The organism is Mesocryomonas lacus (genome assembly GCF_055730135.2).
The window spans coordinates 286722-305063 of the sequence record NZ_JBUZWE020000004.1; the positions used below are offsets into that span (position 1 = coordinate 286722).

Below are 18342 nucleotides of genomic sequence, written 5' to 3' on the forward strand. Positions count from 1 at the left end.
CAACCGAAACGCGCCCAAACGGCGCGTTTTTCATTGAGTGGCGAAACGGTAGGACCCGGTCGCTTCCGTCACATCGACCGATGGTTTAAGACAATGAAGATCAAGAATTCGCTGAAGTCGCTGAAGAGCCGCCACCGCGCCAACCGTCTGGTTCGCCGCAAGGGCCGCATTTACATCATCAACAAGGTTGCGCCGCGCTACAAGGCCCGCCAGGGCTGAGGCGGCGGCCGCGGGCTTTTGCCCGCCGCCTTGGTGAAGGGCAGACGCCCCTTCTCACATATTGTTCGGATTGACAGCGCGCTGCGGGAGCCTAAGCTTTTCGCATGCGCGCTTTCTTCGTTGGAAATACCCTCGCCTCCATCCTGTTGCTGACAGCATCGATCGCGGGATCGGCGGTCCCCGCCTTTGCCGAGACGGATCCGATCATCACGGGCGATCCGCCGACGGCGGCAGGGCCGTCTGCTCCCCCATCGGCTGCCCCGCGGCCTTACGCAAGGCCCACGCCCCCGGCCGAGCCATCCTCGCCTATCCAGCCGCCGTCTGCGGCAAGGCCGCAGCCAACGACGAAGGCGGAGCGTCTCGATGCCCTGTTTGCCGAACTCAGGCGGACGGCCACCCCCGAGGCAGCTGCGCTCGTTGCATCCAAGATCGACGTCGAGTGGAGCGCCAGCGGCAGCGCGACGGTTGATCTGATGCTGCTCTGGGCGGCCAAGGCGGCGGCGCAGAAGAACAGCGGCGCGGCGCTAGATCTTCTGGAGCAGGCGATCATCCTCGATCCCGACTATGCCGAGGCCTGGAACCGCCGGGCGACGCTGAACTACCAGATCTCCGACTACGGCAAGTCGATCGCGGACATCCAGAAGACGCTGATTCTCGAGCCGCGCCATTACGGCGCGCTGATGGGGCTTGGGATGATCCTCGAGGAGACCGACCGCAAGCCTCAGGCGCTCGAGGCCTATGGCAAGGTGTTGGAAATCTACCCCGCCAACAAGAGCGCACAGGACGCCGTCGGGCGCTTGTCCGAGGAACTGACCGGTCAGGGCATATAACAAGGCCGGCGGAGGGCCTCCCCTCGCCGGCCTCTTTGTTCTGAGTGACGTCGCTCGGTCTCAGACGGCCGAGAGCCCGTCCGATCCGATGTGCGCGATGCGCAGCATGTTGGTCGAGCCGGGAATGCGCAGCGGTACGCCGGCGGTGATGATCACCCGCTCGCCGGCGCGGGCATACTTCTCCTCGACGGCGATGCGGCAGGCCGTGTCGATCATCGCGTCGAGGTCGTAGGCATCCTCGGTGACGACGTTGTGGAGGCCCCAGCAGATCGACAGTCGACGTGCGGTGGACAGCACAGGCGAGAGCGCCAGGATCGGCGTCATCGGCCGCTCGCGGGCGGTTCTGAGGCCGGTCGTGCCGGTCGCCGTGTACGTGACTATCACCGCGACGTTGAGCGTCTCGGCCATCTGGCGGGCGGCGAGCGAGACCGCATCGGCACCGGTCGCCTCAGGCTCCGAACGCTGGGCGAGGATGATGCTCGGGTAGATCGCGTCCTGCTCGATCTGCTCGGCGATGCGGTTCATCGTGGCGACCGCCTCGACCGGGAAGTTGCCGGCCGCCGACTCGGCCGACAGCATGATCGCGTCGGCACCCTCATAGACCGCGACCGACACGTCGGAGACCTCGGCGCGGGTCGGGACCGGCGCGGTGATCATCGACTCCAGCATCTGTGTGGCGACCACCACCGGCTTGCCGGCCTTGCGGCAAGCGCGGGTGATGCGCTTCTGGATCGAAGGGACCATTTCCAGCGGCAGCTCGACGCCGAGGTCGCCGCGCGCGACCATGATCGCGTCGGACAGTTCGATGATCTCGTCGAGACGCTCGACGGCCTGCGGCTTCTCGATCTTGGACATCAGCGCGACGCGGCCGCGCGAGATCTTGCGGGCTTCGGCGAGATCTTCCGGGCGCTGGATGAACGACAGCGCCACCCAGTCGACGTCGTTGACCGCCAGCACAGCGTCGAGGTCCTTGCGGTCCTTGTCGGTCAGCGCGCCCGTGGCGAGCGTCGTGTCGGGCAGGCTGACGCCCTTGCGGTTGGAGATCTTGTCGCCGGCGACGACCCGGCACTTGATGTGGCGGCTGTCGGTCTCGGTGGCGACCAGCTGCAGACGCCCGTCGTCGATCAGCAGGCGATGGCCGACCTGGACCGCCTCGAGTATTTCGGGATGCGGCAGGAAGACCCGTGTCTCGTCGCCCTCGGCGGGGTTGTCGTCGAGGGTGAAGTCCTGGCCGAGCGCCAGCGTGACGGTCGTGTCCTTGAACTTGCCGACCCGCAGTTTCGGTCCCTGCAGATCGGCGAGAATGCCGATCGGCCGGCCGACGTTGAGTTCCACGGAGCGGATGCGGCGCACCAGCTCGCGCATCGTGTCGTGGTCGGTATGGCTCATGTTGATTCGGAAGACGTCGGCGCCTGCCTCATGCAGCTTCTGGATCATCGCCTCGTCGGACGAAGCAGGACCCAGTGTCGCGAGAATCTTGACCCGGCGATTTCTTCTCATTGCGTGCCCCCGCGTGGCGGTTCGGTCAACTGGACCATCCAGCTGCCCTGCTCGCCGGTGTCATACTCTCGGAAGCCCATCTTTTGATAGCCGCGGGCCAAACAATCCTTCACATCGGTGATCTTGAACTCGTTCTCGGCGATGCAAAGATTGACGTTCCCGGCCCAGCGCCCCTTCCCGTCCGCATCCTCGGCGTAGAGGTAATAGTAGCGCGAGGCGAGTGTCCCCTCGATGATCACCTTGCAGCTCGTCGCCGGAATGCGCCACCAGCCCTCGGTCGTCCAGCCTACTTCGGCGCGGTAGCCGATGGCGACGCCGACAAGCTGCTGGGTGCCGTTGCAGACTCGGAAATCAGCCTTTGCGGGCGTCGATACGAGGGGTGCAGAGAAGATGAAGGCCGAAAGTGCCAGCAGACCGGCCCCGGCCGGGTGACGCCAGAATTTTCGCGAGATCATGGGCAATCCTTGAATGACGAAGGCGGGCCTCGAAGGACGAAGGCAATTGATCGCGGCGTCGCCGACCGTGGAAGTCTCGATCGGCCGCCCAAACCTGTCAACGCCGCCAGCCAATGCGGACAACAGGCTGATCCGGGCGGCCATCCCGGTTCGATGGGGTCAGAACTATGGCCTTATGACGGAGCGAGGCTGACCGCGGGACGGCGTCAGCCGACCCAGCCCCGCAGCTCGCGGCGAACCATGGATTCGATGACGTCCATTCCCTCATCGCTGTCGTTGAGGCACGGGATGTGGCTGAACTTCTCTCCGCCATTGTGCAGGAAGATTTCGCCGGCCTCCTCCGCAATTTCCTCCAGCGTCTCCAGGCAGTCGGAAACGAAGCCCGGATTGAGGATCGCCACCCGCTTGATACCTTCCTTGGCGAGGGCCTCGACCGTCTTGTCGGTATAGGGCTGCAGCCATTCTTCCGGCCCGAAACGCGACTGGAACGTCGTCATCAGCCGGCCGGGCGCCCAGCCGAGGCGCTGCTCGAGGAGGCGCGAGGTCTTCTGGCAATGGCAGTGATACGGGTCACCCTTGCGGAAATAGCTCTGCGGAATGCCGTGATAGGTCGTGATCACCCGCTCCGGCTCCCAGTCGAGCGACGCCAAGTGCTTCTCGATCGAACGAGCGAGCGCGTCGATGTAGACGGGCTCGTCGTGATAGGCCGGCACGGTGCGGACCGCCGGCATCCAGCGCTTCGTCATCATGTGGGCGAAGAACTTGTCGTTCACCGTCGCCGTCGTCGAGGACGAGTACTGCGGATAGAGCGGGTAAACGAGGATCCTGTCGCAGCCGGCCTCAAGCAGCGCATCGGCGCGCTCGGCGATCGACGGGCGGCCATAGCGCATCGCCCAGTCGACGACGACCTCGGCATCCCCCGCCATGCGCACCGCCAGCTTCTCGCCCTGCGCCCGCGTGAAAGTGCGCAGCGGCGACTCGTCCAGCTCGTCGTTCCAGATCGAGGCATAGGCCTTGCCGGAGCGCGTCGGGCGGGTGGTCAGGACGATGCCGTAGAGGATCGGATACCAGACCCAGCGCGACGTCTCGATCACACGCCTGTCGGAGAGAAATTCCTTCAGGTAACGCCGCATCGGACGGTAGGTCGTGCCATCGGGCGTACCGAGATTGACGATTAGCACGCCAACCTTCTTGGTTTTCACCACCGGGTGGCCGGGCGGCAACGGGCCCGTTGCACGCGCGGCAGCGAGGGGGGTCTGAGCGTTCATCTGGTAAGTCCCCGATCGTTCAAGCTAAGAGGCCCCGGCGACCGGAGCGGCACCGGAACATGGCGCCGGCTCGAAACGGATATAGGTGGGAAAACGCCAAGCCAAAGCGCGGCGCATGTTCGCAGGAGCGAAAAGTCGCTAAGGGCAGCCGTCGCTGGGCCTTCCTACGAGCCCTTACTAGCTGCGTCGTACGAAGTCGTAGCGACTGTTGTCAGACAAGACGCACACCAGATTATCGCCTGCATAATTACAGTTCGCAGCGACACGGTTTCCACGAACCTTAGAGGTGTAATCAAGCGATACTTGTCCGGGTCCCAGCGAGCGGTATGAACCCTCAGCGAGGAGACCTCCAGTACCCGCCTCAGTTGCGGTATATCTCCCACCTCGGAAGTTAGCGGTATAGGAAACAGGGCCACCGACGGAAGCCCAGCTGCCATCGACGCTCTTTGGCTTGGTGTCGGTCGGGAGGCTGGTCACACGGTTGTCTGCCGTCTGGCACGCTACCAGCAAAAGGGCAGCCGTCGCGAGGGCGATGGAGGAAACGATGGCACGCATGCTCTGGCTCCGAGAAAAGCAGTTGTTGACTGACCCGTACAAGACATAAGCGGACCTGTCATCGGTCAGCCGGCAATGCGTCGTGAAAAACCCAAGCTGTGGCCGATCAGGCCGCAGTTTCCCTGTCCTGCGCTGGAATGACGGAGTGTATCGAGCCAATCGTTTCGATCGACCGGATGCGGACGTCGCTGGTGAATGTGAACCAGTACATCGTCGTTCCGGTGACGAGTGAGCCGTTCCGCTCGTCCCGCCGGGTCCAGTCGCAACGGCAGGCCGCCTGGTCGTCCTCGACGATCGTGCCGCGCTCTTCGTAGGAAATATAGGTTGCGCGCCGCATCAGTTCACTGAGGAAGGACTTCGCTTCGTCCTCGCCGCTCAAGCGGAACTCGCCCTCCAGCCGGTCGAACCATGGCGCGTCGATAATTCCGGCATTGCTGCGGTTGGAGAAGACAGCACCGGGCGCGAAATGCCGAGCGATACTGCCCATCGTTCCCGACATGACCGAATCCATGACGTCACGAAGAACGTTTCGCCTTAACTCTGCCCTGTCATGGATTTCCAGCATCCATGTTTCCTCCCGGCTTAGAACAAGCCGAGAGGGAATAATAACGCAGTAGCTTTTGTTGGCCAGTGACTGCATGAGGAGGCCAAGCCAACAAACGGCTTTTGCACAAGGAAATCGGTGAGTGGGAGATGTCCGCCTGCCCTAGCGGACGAGAATGTTCCGGAACTGCCAAGGGTCCTCAACGTCAAGATCTTCTTCGAACAGGCTCGATCGATCCTTGAGCGGGGTCCAGTCGGTGTAATAGCCCTTCACCGGCCCGAGATAGGGCCTCTGCACCTCGAGGCAGCGGCGGAAGTCCATCTCATCGGACTCGACGATGCCGGCTTTTGGGTTCTCCAACGCCCAGACCATTCCGGCGAGTACTGACGAGGTCACCTGCATGCCCGTGGCGTTCTGGTGCGGCGCCAGGCTGCGCGCCGTCTCCAGCGACAGCTGCGAGCCGTACCAGTAGGCGTTCTTCTCGTGCCCGTAGAGCAGGACACCCAGCTCATCCCCGCCGTCGGCCAGTTCCTTCTCCGACAGGACGTGGCGGACCGGCTGGATGCGGCCACCGGCACCGAACAACTCGTGCAGCGACAGGACGGCGTCGTTGGAGGGGTGATAGGCGTAGTGGCAAGTCGGCCGATACTTGACCTCGTCGTTCTTGCCGCGGACCGTGAAGTAATCCGAGATCGAGATCGCCTCGTTGTGGGTGACGAGGAACCCGTATTGCGGCCCCGGCGTCGGGCACCAGCTGCGCACGCGCGTGTTGCCGCCCGGCTGCTCCAGGAAAATGCCGGACTGGTGACCCTTCTTGTGGGTCTTGGCGTTCTTGGGCATCCACTTCTCGTGCGTGCCCCAGCCGAGTTCCGCCGGCTGCATGCCTTCGGAAATCAGCCCGTCGACCGACCATGTGTTCCAGAACACGTTCAGCGGCTTCGGCTTCTTGGCGCGCTGGGTATCGCGCTCGGCGATGTGGATTCCCTTGACGCCGACCTTCTTCATCAGCTTAGCCCAGCCCTCGCGGTCGCCGGACGCCGGCTCTGCGAAATCCTTGCCGATCTCGCCGGCAAGATCGACCAGCGCCTGCTTGACGAACCAGGAGACCATGCCGGGATTGGCGCCGCAGCAGGAGACGGCGGTGGTTCCGCCGGGGTTCCGGCGCTTCTCCTTGCGCATGGTCTCGCGCAGCGCATAGTTCGTGCGGTCGGCGTTCGAAATCGTATCGTCGAAGTAGAAGCCGAGCCAGGGCTCGACCACGGTGTCGATGTAGAGGACGCCGAGCTCGCGGCAGAGCCGCATGATGTCGACCGAGCCGGTGTCGATCGAGAGATTGACACAGAAACCTTGTCCCTCACCCTCGGTCAGCAGCGGTGTCAGGATCTCTTCGTAGTTCTTGCGGGTCAGGGCCTGGTGCAGGAAGGTCGCGCCGCTGTCGGTCGCCAGCTTCCGGTCGGCGTCGTTCGGGTCGATCACGGTGACCCGCGAACGGTCGTAGTCGAAATGGCGTTCGATCAGCGGCAGCGTTCCCCGGCCGATCGAGCCGAAGCCAATCATCACCACCGGGCCGCTGATCTTTCCGTAGATCGGATGCTTTTCAATCGCCATGGTGGCAATTCCTTCCAGGTCGGACGCAACGATCAAGGTCGCTGCGACTATGTCTGCCCTGCGGCTAAAGCAAATCGGCGTTAAATGAAACTCAACGGCGGCAGCGTTTCCATTCTCGGCGCCGCCAGAATCACCAGAGCGTCGAAACTAGTTCGCTGCGAGCCTTTGATCGGATTAGCGTTATTCGTTCGCCGCGGGTTTGGCGGCAACGTTCATAAAACTTTTCTGCAAACGGCTGCGCCGCGGCGGCGGCGTTCGTCAAAATAGCGCCGCCGCATAGAGGACGTCAGTCCTCCATGATCTCGAGTTCGTCGATAAAGCTGGAAATCACCGCCAGTCCCCGCGACCAGAAAGACGGGTCGGAAGCATCGAGGCCGAAAGGCGCGAGCAGTTCGGAATGGTGCTTGGTGCCGCCAGCCTTCAGCATGGCGAAGTACTTGTCCTGAAAACCCTCTTCCGAATTCTGGTAGACGGCGTAGAGCGAATTCACCAGGCAGTCACCGAAGGCATAGGCGTAGACGTAGAACGGCGAGTGGATGAAGTGGGGAACATAGGTCCAGAAGGTCTCGTAGCCTTCGCCCAAATGGATCGAGGGACCAAGGCTTTCCTTCTGCATTTCGACCCAGATCTCGCCGATCCGGTCCGCCGTCAGTTCCCCGTTCCGCCGCTCCTGATGCAGCGCCCGCTCGAACTGGTAGAAGGCGATCTGCCGGACCACCGTGTTGATCATGTCCTCGACCTTCTGGGCGAGCAGCGTCTTGCGCTCCAGCGGGGTCTTGGCCTGATCGAGCAGCGAGCGGAAGGTCAGCATCTCGCCGAAGACCGAGGCCGTCTCGGCCAGCGTCAGCGGCGTCGGCGCCATCAGCGCGCCTTGCGGACCCGCCAGCACCTGATGCACGCCGTGGCCGAGCTCGTGCGCAAGCGTCATCACGTCGCGCGGCTTGCCCATGTAGTTCAGCAGGACATAGGGATGTGCGGACGGAACGGTCGGGTGCGCGAAGGCGCCGGGCGACTTGCCCGGGCGAACGGCGGCGTCGATCCAGTTGCGCTGGAAGAAGCGCTCGGCAATCGCCGCCATCTCCGGCGAGAAACCGGAATAGGCCGACAGCACGGTCGACTGCGCCTCGCCCCAGGAAATCTCGCGCCGCGCGGTATCGGGCAGCGGCGCGTTGCGATCCCAGAACTCGAGCTTCTCCAGCCCCAGCCACTTCGCCTTCATCGCGTAGTAGCGGTGGGAGATCGCGGGATAGCTCGCGACCACGGCCCGCGCCAGCGCATCGACCACCTCCGGCTCGACCCGGTTGGCGAGATGCCGGCTGTAGGCCACGTCCTTGAAGCCGCGCCAGCGGTCGGAAATTTCCTTGTCCTTGGCGAGCGTGTTGGTGATCAGTGTAAAGGTGCGCAGGTTCTCGCCGAAGGTATGGGCGAGCGCGCCGGCGGCGGCCTGGCGGCGCTCCCGTCGCTCGTCCTGCAGGAGGTTCAAGGTCTCCTCCAGCGCCATGTCGTCCCCGTCGACATCGAAGCGCAGGGCCGTCATCGTCTCGTCGAACAGTCGGTTCCAGGCGCCATGCCCGGTGACCGACTTGTCGTGGAATAGCTCCTCGACACGGTCTTCCAGCTGGTACGGCTTGTCCTTGCGAAGATCGACGATCCAAGGGCGATAGTGTGCGAGCTTCGGGTTCTCCGCCATTGCAGCGTCGAGGACGGCATCCTCGATCCGGTTCATCTCCAGCGGAAAGAACAGGAGGCGCGAGGAAATATCGGTCACCCGCGACTGGATATCGCCGTAGAACTTCGCGCGTGCCGGATCCGAGGTATCGCCGGAATAGACGAGGCCCGCATAGGAGATCAGCCGGCCGAGGATTTCCTCCAGTGCCTCGAACTCCTTTAGCGCCTCGGCAATGCCGCCGCCGCCCGGCAGCGCGGTCTCGCGGCCGAGAGCGCTGCGCCAGCGGGCCTGGAAGGCCAGGGCCAGGGCCGCGCCCTTGTCGAGATCGGCAGCGATGCCCGGGGCATCCATTGCGGGGTAGAGGTCGTCGAGGTTCCACTCGGGCAGCCCTATCCCGGCGGTCGCGCCGGTTGCGGAAGTGGCCAGAAGAATACGGTCGATCATCAAAATCTCGGTCGTTGCCAGAGCGGGAATGGGAGGGTTAGCACTGCGTTAAGCCTGATCGTCAAGCGGATCACAGGAACCTGCGTGTCAAAATGGGGCAACCCTGCCATCCGGCGAGGGTGGAGTGCTGCATGACACGCCAGGTTCTGATCATCGACGACGATCCTGTCCAGCGCCGATTGGTGGAGGCGCTGGTGACGCGCATGGGGCATCTTCCGCTCCTGCGCGACAGCGTCTCCGGCGGAATCGACGCTTTGAGGCAAGAGGGCTCGGATGCCATCGCCGCGCTGGTGCTCGACCTCATGCTGTCGGGCGAAAGCGGCCTTGACGTCCTCGCCGACATGCAGCGGCAAGGCCGGGACATTCCGGTGATCGTCCTCACCAGCCGCAGCGGCATCGACACCGTCGTCGAGGCGATGCGCGCCGGCGCCTTCGATTTCGTGGTCAAGCCGGTCTCTCCGGAGAAGCTTCAGCAGACGATCGACAAGGCGATCCGCGTTCACGACGCGCGCCGCCGGGGTGGGCCCGGAGTAAAACCGAAAGGCATACGGGCGCCCTCGCCACCCACCGGCCGCGCCATGCGCGATCTGCTGGCGCTGGCCGAACGTGCCGCGGGCTCGACCATTCCCCTGCTGATCGAGGGGGAAACCGGCACCGGCAAGGAGTGGCTGGCGGACACCATCCGCGCGGCCGGGCCGCGGGCGGAGGCGCCGTTCGTGATCGTCAACTGCGGCGCGATGCCGGCAGGCCTTGCCGAGAGCATCCTGTTCGGCCACGAGCGGGGCGCCTTCACCGATGCCGGAGAGCGGCGGCCGGGCAAATTCGTCGATGCCGATGGCGGCACCCTCTTCCTCGACGAGATCGGCGAGCTGCCGCTGGAAATTCAGGTCAAGCTGCTGCGCGTCCTGCAGAGCGGCGAGGTCGACCCGGTGGGCGGGCGCCGTCCGGTCCGGCCGGATGTCAGAATCATCGCCGCCACGCACCGCCATCTGCCGACGGAGGTCGCCGCGGGACGCTTTCGGGAGGACCTCTACTACCGCCTCAACGTGCTGTCCGTCCGCCTGCCGCCGCTGCGCGAGCGCCGCGACGAGATTGCTCCGCTCGCGGCGCACTTCCTCGCCCGGTTTGCCGAGGCCGAGCCCGGCTCGCCGGCGCGCCACTTGTCGGCAGACGCTGTGACCCTCCTCGAGCGGCACGACTGGCCCGGCAACATCCGGCAGTTGGAGAACGCCCTTCACCGCGCCGTGGTGCTGGCCGATGGACCGACGCTCGGCATTGCCGACTTCCCGCAGATCGGGGCCTTGCAGCCGGGCGGGATCGAGGCCGTACCGGTGCCGGCGCTGGACGTCACGGACGCTTCCGACGGGGTTGGCGAACCCGTCCCGATGGCCGTACGGCAGCCGTTCGAGCGGGAGAGTACCGCGGCTCCAGACGGCTTCGGCGAGGACGGCGAACTCCTGACCCTCGAGGCGGTCGAGGCTGCGCACATCCGCCGCGCTGTCGCTCATTATGGTGGTCATATGAGTGAGATTGCGCGCCGCCTTGGCATAGGTCGCTCGACGCTGTATCGGAAGATGAGGCTTTATGGCATCTTTGAGGCAGACGCAGGGTTCGACAAGGATAAGCATCAGCAAACCTTGCGTGACACGGGTGACGCTTAGCTGCATTCACATCCTGTTAACCCTTTTCTTTTCAAATTGGGTCGGAGTAGGCTATGCGTCATCTTAGCGCCGCACTCTCGGCCGATTGGAAGACCGTTAACTATCCTGCTATAAGACAGCGGTCTGGGGACGCATAGACCGTGTTCGTCAACCTGAGGGGACTGGTACCGAATGTTCGGACTGACCGACCTTGTCGGCCGCGCTGGAACGCGCGCCGCTTCGATGGCCGCCCTCTGCGTGCTGGCCCTCTCCGTCGGGTCGGTTACCGCGAAGGCTGAAACACGCACCCTCAAGTTCTACAATCTGCACACCAAGGAAAAGGTCGCGATCGACTACAAGCGGAACGGTCGCTACATCCCGTCCGGCTTGAAGGAGATCAACTGGTTCCTGCGCGACTGGCGCAAGAAGCAGGAGACCAAAATGGATCCGCGCCTGATGGATCTGATCTGGGAGGCGTATCGCCAGTCCGGCTCACGCTCCTACATCAACGTCATCTGCGGTTTCCGTTCGCCGGCGACCAACAACATGTTGCGCTCGCGCTCCTCGGGTGTCGCCAAGGAAAGCCAGCACACCGCCGGCCGCGCCCTCGATTTCTTCCTTCCCGACGTGCCGCTGAAGAAGATGCGCGAGATCGGCCTGAAGATGCAGGTCGGCGGCGTTGGCTATTATCCGCGCTCCGGCTCGCCTTTTGTGCATTTCGACGTCGGCAATGCCCGTCACTGGCCGAAGATGAGCCGCAAGGAACTCGTCGCCGTCTTCCCGAACGGCAACACCGTGCATGTGCCATCCGACGGCAAGCCGTTGCCGGGCTACGAGCAGGCGCTCGCCTCCTACAAATCGCGCAAGACGGCCAGCACGATTCAGGTCGCCAATTCGGGCGGCGCGATCAGCCGGACCAGCCCGAGCAGCAGTGGCGGTGGCAAGACGCTCTTCGCGGCCATCTTCGGCGGCGGCGGGGCTGACGAGGAAGACGACAACGCCGAGGCCGAGGTCGCCGAGGCCGTGCCGTCGAAACCGGCAGCAAGGCTCGCCCCTGCGGCCATGCCGGTCCCGCCGAAGCCAGCTGCAAGCGTCGCCGTGGCCGCCATGGTGCCGTCGGCCAAGCCGAACATGCTGGCGTCGGGCGTTCCGCTGCCGATCCGCGATACCTATGACACGTCGGCGCCCACCCCGCCCGCGGCGATCGCCGACCGGCTGCCGTTCGCGACCGCCGAAGCGGCCGCGGAGACCGATGTCGCCGCGCTGGTCCCGGCTCGCGTTCCCGTGCCGCATGCTGCCCCGCTTCGGCCGACGGCAACGCCGGCGAAGGAGGACGACGTTTCGAGCCTCGTCGCCGCGCTTGAAGCCTCTCCGCCGGTCGACGAAGCCGTGGTCGGTGCTCCCGCGCAGATGGCCTACGCCGTGCCGACGCCGCGTGAACGTCCGCCGTTCGAAGCCATCCTGAAGGGCGGCGCCTCGGCAGCGCCTGTTGAAACGGCTGCAGTTCCGGTGCCGTCGCCGCTGGTGGCGAGCAACGATCCGATCAAGCGTATCCTCGAGGCGGCTCCCGCCATGCGGGCTGACCTCGGCGCCAAGCCAGCGCCCGTCGTCGCCGTCCCGTCGGAGCCGTCCAAGAAGGCTGTCGACAACCAGCTCGTGGCAGCACTGGAAAGCCGCAAGGTTGCGGCTGCGACGGCAGCGCCGGTGCGCACGACAGCGAAGATCGCCGTGCCCGCCGGCAAGACTGGGCGCTTCGCCCGGGTCAAGTCCCCGGCCCCGGCTCCGGCCGCTCAGTCCGTCAAGCATGTGCAGAAGGCGATCACGTCGCGGATCGAGATGGCAGCACTCGTGACCGACCCCGAGGCGCGGGCAAAGTCCGAGGTCCTCCGCAAGCCGAAGGCTGACGGCCTGGTGCGCGAGGTTCCCTCCTCGGTTTTCACCGCGGGCTTCACCGCCAACCCGTTGACCAACGCCTCCAACCGCTTCGCGGGCTCGGCGGTCAATTTCCTTCCGGTTGCCAAGTTCGAATAGTCGCCGCATCTGTTGGCGGGCCCCGCGCTCGCCAACAGCGGGCACGCCCTTCGCTGACCGAGCGGCCCGTGGCAATTCGGCGAGAGCGTATGTGTCGCGGATATGATTCGCGTCGGCCCGCCAGGACAGCAGAAAATCCTGCCGACATTACGAGCGATGCTCCCCTGGGAGCGAATATTGAATATTGACGCGGATGCGTTCAGCACGGCATGCGGGTGTCGCTCACCCCCGGATGAAAAGATTTTCGGCGATTGAAGCGGAAGCAGGCCTAGTCCCGCCGCCGCGGCGCCCTTTTTTATTCTAAACCTGTTCTGGCGACTTAAGGTTGGACGGGCTTGCGATGCCTGACTTATGCCTTGACATTAAGTAACGCAGTATCAATACAAGCAGATAAGCGCCGCTATCGCTATGCGGCAGCATGCCAGTGTACAGAGCGCGTCGCATCTCCTGGAAATCGGTCATAGCAGACGTTTGGCGATACGGTCCGAACAAGGCCGTTCACGTGATTGGGTGAGACATGGACCAGATCGAGACAGCCGATAATACTGAAATGCTGATGGAACTGACGGCCGAGGTGGTGGCCGCCTATGTCAGCAATAATTCGCTTCCGGTGACCGACCTTCCGGCGCTGATTTCCGATGTATTCGGGGCCTTGGGTCGCACCCATTCCGCTCCTGCGGCGCCGACCGCGGAAAAGCCAAAGCCCGCCGTTCCGGTCAAGAAGTCGGTCACCGACGACTACATCGTCTGCCTAGAAGACGGCAAGAAGTTCAAGTCGCTGAAGCGCCACCTGATGACGCACTACAATCTGTCGCCCGAGGACTATCGCGAAAAGTGGGATCTGCCCGCGGACTACCCGATGGTGGCGCCGAACTATGCGGCGGCACGCTCGCGCCTCGCCAAGCAGATGGGCCTCGGTCACAAGCGTCGCCGGACCGGTCGGGCCGGCGCCTGACCGTTTAAAAACGCTGACGGGAGAACCGGAATGGCCGATGGCGGTGTAGACGAGCTCTACGTGTTCGAGCCCAAGGCCGTGCCGTCGCTTCCGGTCTTCGGCAGCAGCAAGCGGTTCCCCGTTCACCGCATCTACTGCGTCGGGCGGAACTTTGCCGATCATGCGGTCGAGATGGGGCACGATCCCGATCGCGAACCGCCTTTCTTCTTCCAAAAGAACCCGGACACGCTCATCCTGTCCGGCCGGGACTTCCCCTACCCCAGCGCGACGGCCGACGTGCACCACGAGATCGAGCTGGTGGTGGGGCTGCGGACCGGTGGCACCGACATCACGCTCGACCGCGCCATGGACCACGTCTTCGGCTATGCCGTCGGCCTCGACATGACGCGCCGTGATCTGCAAGGGGAGGCGAAAAAGCTCGGCCGCCCCTGGGAAACCGGCAAGGCGTTCGAGGGATCGGCTCCGTGTACGCCGCTGATGCCGGTCGCGAACGCTCCCGACATCGGCAAGGGCGCGATCTGGCTGACCGTGAACGGAAAAATGCGCCAGCGCGGCAACCTCGACCAGATGATCTGGAAGGTGCCGGAGATCATCGCCACGCTGTCGACCCTCTTTACGCTACAGCCAGGCGATCTGATCTTCGCTGGAACCCCGGCGGGCGTCGGTCCTGTCGAGCGCGGCGATGTTCTCGTCGGCGGGATCGACGGCATCGGGGAATTGCGCACACGGATTGCTTCCCCGACGGGCCGCTGAAATCCAATGGTTTCGACGCATGATCCGGACGTTCGACGCCCGGTGCCAATCCGATCCGCAGTGATTCAGTCAGCAGCCGCAGCGCGTCGCACCGTCACCGTTGCCGACAGGCCGGCGACCAGCGGCGCGCCGGCGGGCATGGCGTCGAGCGCGATGCGGACAGGAATGCGCTGCGCCAGCCGCACCCAGCTGAAAGCCGGCGTGACATTGGCCAGAAGCTCTGATCCGGCGCTGCGCTCGCGATCCTCGATGCCGCCGGCAATGCTCTCGACACGTCCCTTCAGGTTGCCGGGATGCCCCATCACAGCGATATCCACCGGATCCCCGATGGCGATGCGCGGCAGCTTGGTTTCCTCGAAATAGCCCTCGACGCGAAGCGAGTCGCTGTCCACCAGCGCGATGACGGCCTTGCCGGCGGTCGCGTAGTCGCCGGCATTCAGCGACAAATTGGTGATCACGCCGTTGACGGGCGCCCTGATTTCCGAGCGTTCGAGGTTCAGCTTGGCAAGGTCGCGGTTGGTGACCGCCTGCTCATAGGAAGCCTCCGCCACAGCCTGGGCCGCACCGGCCTGCTCGACATTCTGCTGCGAAGCGACGTTGCGACTGAGCTGCTGATAGCGCTCATACTCGCGCCGCGCCTGCTCGAGGGATGCCGCCTGCCCCTTGGCAGCAGCCTCCGCCAGCTGAAGCGCCAGCGCAAAACGCTCGCGGTCGATGCGCAGGAGCACATCACCTTTCTTCACCGTCTGGTTGTCTGCCACCAGCACCTCGTTGACGATGCCGGACACGTCCGGGGTGATGCCGATGACGTCTGCTCGGACGTGGCCGTCGCGGGTCCAGGGCTCGTTCATATAGTAGTCCCACGTCTGCCAGCCGACCACCGCTGCGACGACGGTGATGACGAGGGTGAACAGTACGCGGCCGATCATCCGGGAGAGCGTTTTCACAGGTACAGTTCCGATAATTGCGCCACGCCACCAAGGACAAGGACGAACAGAGCGAGATCGAAGAGCCCTGGGTGCCAGACCAGGCGATAGACGCCGAGCCGTGCCAAGACCCGACGCAGCACGAGATTGAGGACGTAGGCGACCAGCGCAAGGATAAGGATTCGGGGAACGAAGACGCCGAAGATGTTGAAGTCGCCGAACATGGTTTGCCCTACTCCGCGGCGATGGCGAGGGGCGGAGCATCGTGGCGCGGCATGGTCAGCACGGGTGCCTGTCGGTCGGCGAAGAGGCCGCGCCGAAGCCCGACCATTGCCTGCAGCGCCGTCCGCCGCGTTGGCCCGTCGGTGATGTCGACAAGTGCCACCAGCGCGGCATCGATCTCCACCAGCAGCTTTTCCGCGACCCCATCACGGCGGGTGTTGTGAAGCCGGTCGGCGAAGGCCTCGGCGACGCCGTCGAGCACCGTGCGCACATGCGTCCGCAGTGGAGGCGGGAGGTCAGGCTCGATCCGTTTGAGGTCAAGCATGTTCATGCCGATCCGCAGTTCCGCCAGCATGTCGGTGGCCGCGACGTCCTCTGCGACACCCTGGGCCAGACGGGGCACGAGCTGGCCGAGGCGATCGAACATGCGCCCAGCAAACCGAGCGGGATCGGCATTGCGCCGTCCGCCGGCGGTGGCGGCGATCTCCGCCCATCCCGCCCGCACCAAGCGCCGCGCCGCCAAGGCCGCGCCGAAGGGCCGGGTTGCCATCGACCAGACCAGCCCGAACAGGCCGCCGGCGACCGAGGCGAGATTGCCGTTGACGAAGGTCCCGAAGTCGGCGGCGTAGATCTCCTGCAGCCCGACGAGCGAGGCGATGTTGACCGCCAGCAGCATGCCGATGAGCATGAACTGCGGCCGGCCGATCACGGTCCCCGCCAGGAGGAACGGCGGCGCGAAGACGAGCACCAGCATGCCGAAATCCTGGACGTTCGGCAGGATGCCGAAGAGGTAGACGCCGGAGATCACCGCCGCCACCGACATCCAGATGACGAAGCTCTTGATCATCGGCGCCGGGTTGTCGATGGCCGCAAAGAACGAGCAGCCGACCGCCGCCATGATCACGAAGCCGGCGCCCTCGTGCCAGCCCGTCATGATCCAGATGAGGCCCGCCAGAAAGGTGACGGCGACGACCGAGAGGGCGGAGAAGGCCATCAGGCCGTAGTCGAAATGCGGCACCGAGCTGATGACGCGGTGATGGCGCATCGACGCGCGCTGCCTGCGACCGGCCTTGCGGCCGAGCAGGATTTCGCCTTGCAGCACCCGGCAGTCCTGCCAGAGGTCTAGCAGTTCGCGAAGCCGTTCGAGGGCGCTGGAGACGAGCAGTCCCTGCCATTGCGCGGCCGGCTCGCCCTGCGGTTCCAGTGCCGCGAGGCGCTCCTGCAAGAGTGTCAGTTCCGCCGTACCGCTCTCGGCGGGTGCGGCGATCCAGTCGGCAATGTCGCGGGTGAGATCGGCGAGCTCCGCCGGGGCGCCGGTACCCTTGCCGACGGCATCGAGGCGGTCGCTGAGGGAAGACAACAGCGGCAGCAGCATGGCCATACGGCCGCGCAAGGCGCGCGCCCGCTGCACGGTGCTGCCGATCGCGTCGTCATAGGCCAGCTGACTGATCAGCATGTCGAAGCTGCGGATGTCGACAGCCAGACGCTGACGCTCGCGGGCACTGTCGACGCTGTCCTCGCGCTTGAGGATGGCCGACACCCATTCGCCGGCATCCTGCAGCCATTTCTGTGTCCGCCCGCCCAGCACCGGGCCGATCGGCGCGGGCAGGATCAACGAGTTGACGAGGGTAGCGCAGACGATACCGATGCCGATCTCGAGGGTTCTCGAACTCGCAATGTCGAAAATCTGCGTCGGGTCGGACACCGCCGGCAAAGCGATCAGCGGCAGGCTGTAGCCCGCCAGCATGAAGACGTAACTCCGCGGCGTGCGATCGAGAAACGAAATGAACAGGAATCCGCCGGTCCACAGCGCGACGACGAGGCTGAACAGCTCCGGCGCATTGACGAAGAGCGGCAAGAGGAACACCGAGCCCGCTGCGCCGATCATCGTGCCGAGGACACGGTAGACCGCCTTCGAACGCGTGGCGCCCGACAGGGGGTTGGCGACGACGTAGACGGCGGCCATCGCCCAATACGGACGGGAGAGGCCGGCCGACAGTGCGATGTACAGCGCCATCATCGAGGCGACGAACGACTTGGCCGAGAACAGCCATTCCCGCCAGTTGGGCAGACCAGTGATCAAAATGTCTGATCCTCACTTTGGCCGCCATGTCCGGAAGAGGACGCGACACCCCGCTCCAACGCCTGAAAAACCCTGATCGTTGCCGCGAGATCCGCCGCATCGATATCGCCGAGGACATCGCGCCGCAGGGCGACGAGATCGTCCTCGATCAGCCCCGTCGTCCGGCGACCGAGGTCGGTCAGCCACAGCGTCTTCGCGCGCCGGTCTACGGGATCGTCGCGCCGCTCCACCAAGCCGCAACCGCAGAGCTGGTCGAGCAGCCGGACGAGCGACGGACCCTCGATCCCGACTTCTTCCGCCACCGTCACCTGGCGGGTGCCGTCCCCGAGCCTTGCAATCACCACCAGCGGATGGGCGCAGGCTTCCGACAGGCCGTGCCGGAGCATCAGTTCGCGCACGAGACGCCGCCATTGCCGGCCGACGCGGTGAAGCGTGCTCGTCATGTCAAAGCGGAGACGGTCAATGGCCTGCATGATTCGATAGATAGGACTCTCATTATAAGTATGCAATGCTAGTTTGGTGGATACGATTGTTGTACCGGCCTGCAGGACATTGTCCGGCCGTCTCTTCCGCGCCGTCTTAGTCCTCCCGGATGTCCGGCTTGGGCTGGCGGCCCGACGGCGCTAGGGTCCCGCCGGAA

17 protein-coding genes are annotated in these 18342 nt (G+C 64.6%); 6 read left to right on the plus strand and 11 right to left on the minus strand.

The window, feature by feature from the left end:
* Positions 1-93: 93 nt before the first annotated feature.
* Both ykgO and ACZLZY_RS08635 read left to right on the plus strand, forming a co-directional pair.
* Entirely contained in the window at positions 94-219 is a 126-nt protein-coding gene (gene ykgO / locus ACZLZY_RS08630) for a type B 50S ribosomal protein L36 (RefSeq protein WP_472933820.1), read from the plus strand.
* A gap of 104 nt (positions 220-323) precedes the next feature.
* Entirely contained in the window at positions 324-1049 is a 726-nt protein-coding gene (locus ACZLZY_RS08635; protein WP_472933821.1) for a tetratricopeptide repeat protein, read from the plus strand.
* A 60-nt stretch (positions 1050-1109) separates the two neighbouring features.
* Here the strand turns inward: ACZLZY_RS08635 and pyk are convergent, their stop codons facing one another.
* From pyk to ACZLZY_RS08670, 7 genes are all read right to left on the minus strand, one after another.
* Complete coding sequence (gene pyk, locus ACZLZY_RS08640; RefSeq protein ID WP_472933822.1) at positions 1110-2549, minus strand: pyruvate kinase; 1440 nt, start codon at positions 2547-2549, stop codon at positions 1110-1112.
* A complete protein-coding gene (locus tag ACZLZY_RS08645; protein ID WP_472933911.1) occupies positions 2546-3004 on the minus strand; it encodes a DUF1036 domain-containing protein in 459 nt (152 codons plus the stop codon). Before ACZLZY_RS08645 ends, pyk begins: the two co-directional genes overlap by 4 nt.
* Before the next feature lie 206 nt (positions 3005-3210).
* Positions 3211-4272 (minus strand): ferrochelatase, encoded by a 1062-nt coding sequence (hemH, locus tag ACZLZY_RS08650; RefSeq protein WP_472933823.1) that lies wholly within the window; start codon positions 4270-4272, stop codon positions 3211-3213.
* A 177-nt stretch (positions 4273-4449) separates the two neighbouring features.
* Positions 4450-4827, minus strand: coding sequence for an Omp10 family outer membrane lipoprotein (locus tag ACZLZY_RS08655; RefSeq protein WP_472933824.1), 378 nt, complete (start codon positions 4825-4827; stop codon positions 4450-4452).
* Positions 4828-4933: 106 nt separating this feature from the next.
* Positions 4934-5392 carry a nuclear transport factor 2 family protein gene (locus ACZLZY_RS08660; protein ID WP_472933825.1) on the minus strand — a complete coding sequence of 153 codons (459 nt, stop codon included), beginning with the start codon at positions 5390-5392 and terminating at the stop codon, positions 4934-4936.
* 141 nt (positions 5393-5533) lie between these two features.
* Positions 5534-6979, minus strand: a complete 1446-nt coding sequence (locus tag ACZLZY_RS08665; RefSeq protein ID WP_472933826.1) for a homospermidine synthase — start codon at positions 6977-6979, stop codon at positions 5534-5536.
* A gap of 286 nt (positions 6980-7265) precedes the next feature.
* Positions 7266-9092, minus strand: a complete 1827-nt coding sequence (locus ACZLZY_RS08670; protein WP_472933827.1) for a M3 family oligoendopeptidase — start codon at positions 9090-9092, stop codon at positions 7266-7268.
* A 131-nt stretch (positions 9093-9223) separates the two neighbouring features.
* Between ACZLZY_RS08670 and ACZLZY_RS08675 the strand changes: the two genes are divergently transcribed.
* The 4 genes from ACZLZY_RS08675 to ACZLZY_RS08690 all read left to right on the plus strand — a co-directional run bounded on the left by ACZLZY_RS08675 (position 9224) and on the right by ACZLZY_RS08690 (position 14471).
* The gene (locus ACZLZY_RS08675; protein ID WP_472933828.1) at positions 9224-10753 is read left to right on the plus strand and encodes a sigma-54-dependent transcriptional regulator; all 1530 of its coding nucleotides are present in this window, start codon (positions 9224-9226) and stop codon (positions 10751-10753) included.
* A gap of 171 nt (positions 10754-10924) precedes the next feature.
* Complete coding sequence (locus ACZLZY_RS08680) at positions 10925-12763, plus strand: peptidoglycan L,D-endopeptidase MepK (RefSeq protein WP_472933829.1); 1839 nt, start codon at positions 10925-10927, stop codon at positions 12761-12763.
* Between the two features lie 517 nt (positions 12764-13280).
* Positions 13281-13718: a Ros/MucR family transcriptional regulator gene (locus ACZLZY_RS08685; protein ID WP_472933830.1), complete on the plus strand. Its 438-nt coding sequence runs from the start codon at positions 13281-13283 to the stop codon at positions 13716-13718.
* 30 nt (positions 13719-13748) lie between these two features.
* On the plus strand, positions 13749-14471 hold the full coding sequence (locus ACZLZY_RS08690; RefSeq protein WP_472933831.1) for a fumarylacetoacetate hydrolase family protein: 723 nt from the start codon (positions 13749-13751) through the stop codon (positions 14469-14471).
* Positions 14472-14536: 65 nt separating this feature from the next.
* Here ACZLZY_RS08690 and ACZLZY_RS08695 read toward each other — a convergent pair whose 3' ends face one another.
* From ACZLZY_RS08695 to ACZLZY_RS08710, 4 genes are read right to left on the minus strand one after another with little or no spacing between them, the layout of a single operon-like run.
* Entirely contained in the window at positions 14537-15418 is an 882-nt protein-coding gene (locus ACZLZY_RS08695; protein WP_472933832.1) for an efflux RND transporter periplasmic adaptor subunit, read from the minus strand.
* A complete protein-coding gene (locus ACZLZY_RS08700) occupies positions 15415-15621 on the minus strand; it encodes a DUF1656 domain-containing protein (RefSeq protein WP_472933833.1) in 207 nt (68 codons plus the stop codon). The genes ACZLZY_RS08695 and ACZLZY_RS08700 overlap by 4 nt, the downstream gene beginning before the upstream one ends.
* A gap of 8 nt (positions 15622-15629) precedes the next feature.
* Positions 15630-17702 carry an FUSC family protein gene (locus ACZLZY_RS08705; RefSeq protein WP_472933834.1) on the minus strand — a complete coding sequence of 691 codons (2073 nt, stop codon included), beginning with the start codon at positions 17700-17702 and terminating at the stop codon, positions 15630-15632.
* Positions 17699-18145 carry a MarR family winged helix-turn-helix transcriptional regulator gene (locus tag ACZLZY_RS08710; RefSeq protein WP_472933835.1) on the minus strand — a complete coding sequence of 149 codons (447 nt, stop codon included), beginning with the start codon at positions 18143-18145 and terminating at the stop codon, positions 17699-17701. The genes ACZLZY_RS08705 and ACZLZY_RS08710 overlap by 4 nt, the downstream gene beginning before the upstream one ends.
* Positions 18146-18342: the final 197 nt, after the last annotated feature.

What these genes read in the sequence shown, in the direction of transcription:
- ACZLZY_RS08690 (WP_472933831.1), top strand. Translation starts at nt 13,749, where the DNA reads ATGGCCGATGGCGGTGTAGACGAGCTCTACGTGTTCGAGCCCAAGGCC.
- ACZLZY_RS08670 (WP_472933827.1), bottom strand. Translation starts at nt 9,092, where the DNA reads ATGATCGACCGTATTCTTCTGGCCACTTCCGCAACCGGCGCGACCGCC.
- ACZLZY_RS08675 (WP_472933828.1), top strand. Translation starts at nt 9,224, where the DNA reads ATGACACGCCAGGTTCTGATCATCGACGACGATCCTGTCCAGCGCCGA.
- ACZLZY_RS08645 (WP_472933911.1), bottom strand. Translation starts at nt 3,004, where the DNA reads ATGATCTCGCGAAAATTCTGGCGTCACCCGGCCGGGGCCGGTCTGCTG.
- ACZLZY_RS08680 (WP_472933829.1), top strand. Translation starts at nt 10,925, where the DNA reads ATGTTCGGACTGACCGACCTTGTCGGCCGCGCTGGAACGCGCGCCGCT.
- ACZLZY_RS08635 (WP_472933821.1), top strand. Translation starts at nt 324, where the DNA reads ATGCGCGCTTTCTTCGTTGGAAATACCCTCGCCTCCATCCTGTTGCTG.
- ykgO (WP_472933820.1), top strand. Translation starts at nt 94, where the DNA reads ATGAAGATCAAGAATTCGCTGAAGTCGCTGAAGAGCCGCCACCGCGCC.
- ACZLZY_RS08700 (WP_472933833.1), bottom strand. Translation starts at nt 15,621, where the DNA reads ATGTTCGGCGACTTCAACATCTTCGGCGTCTTCGTTCCCCGAATCCTT.
- hemH (WP_472933823.1), bottom strand. Translation starts at nt 4,272, where the DNA reads ATGAACGCTCAGACCCCCCTCGCTGCCGCGCGTGCAACGGGCCCGTTG.
- ACZLZY_RS08655 (WP_472933824.1), bottom strand. Translation starts at nt 4,827, where the DNA reads ATGCGTGCCATCGTTTCCTCCATCGCCCTCGCGACGGCTGCCCTTTTG.
- pyk (WP_472933822.1), bottom strand. Translation starts at nt 2,549, where the DNA reads ATGAGAAGAAATCGCCGGGTCAAGATTCTCGCGACACTGGGTCCTGCT.
- ACZLZY_RS08660 (WP_472933825.1), bottom strand. Translation starts at nt 5,392, where the DNA reads ATGCTGGAAATCCATGACAGGGCAGAGTTAAGGCGAAACGTTCTTCGT.
- ACZLZY_RS08665 (WP_472933826.1), bottom strand. Translation starts at nt 6,979, where the DNA reads ATGGCGATTGAAAAGCATCCGATCTACGGAAAGATCAGCGGCCCGGTG.
- ACZLZY_RS08685 (WP_472933830.1), top strand. Translation starts at nt 13,281, where the DNA reads ATGGACCAGATCGAGACAGCCGATAATACTGAAATGCTGATGGAACTG.
- ACZLZY_RS08710 (WP_472933835.1), bottom strand. Translation starts at nt 18,145, where the DNA reads ATGACGAGCACGCTTCACCGCGTCGGCCGGCAATGGCGGCGTCTCGTG.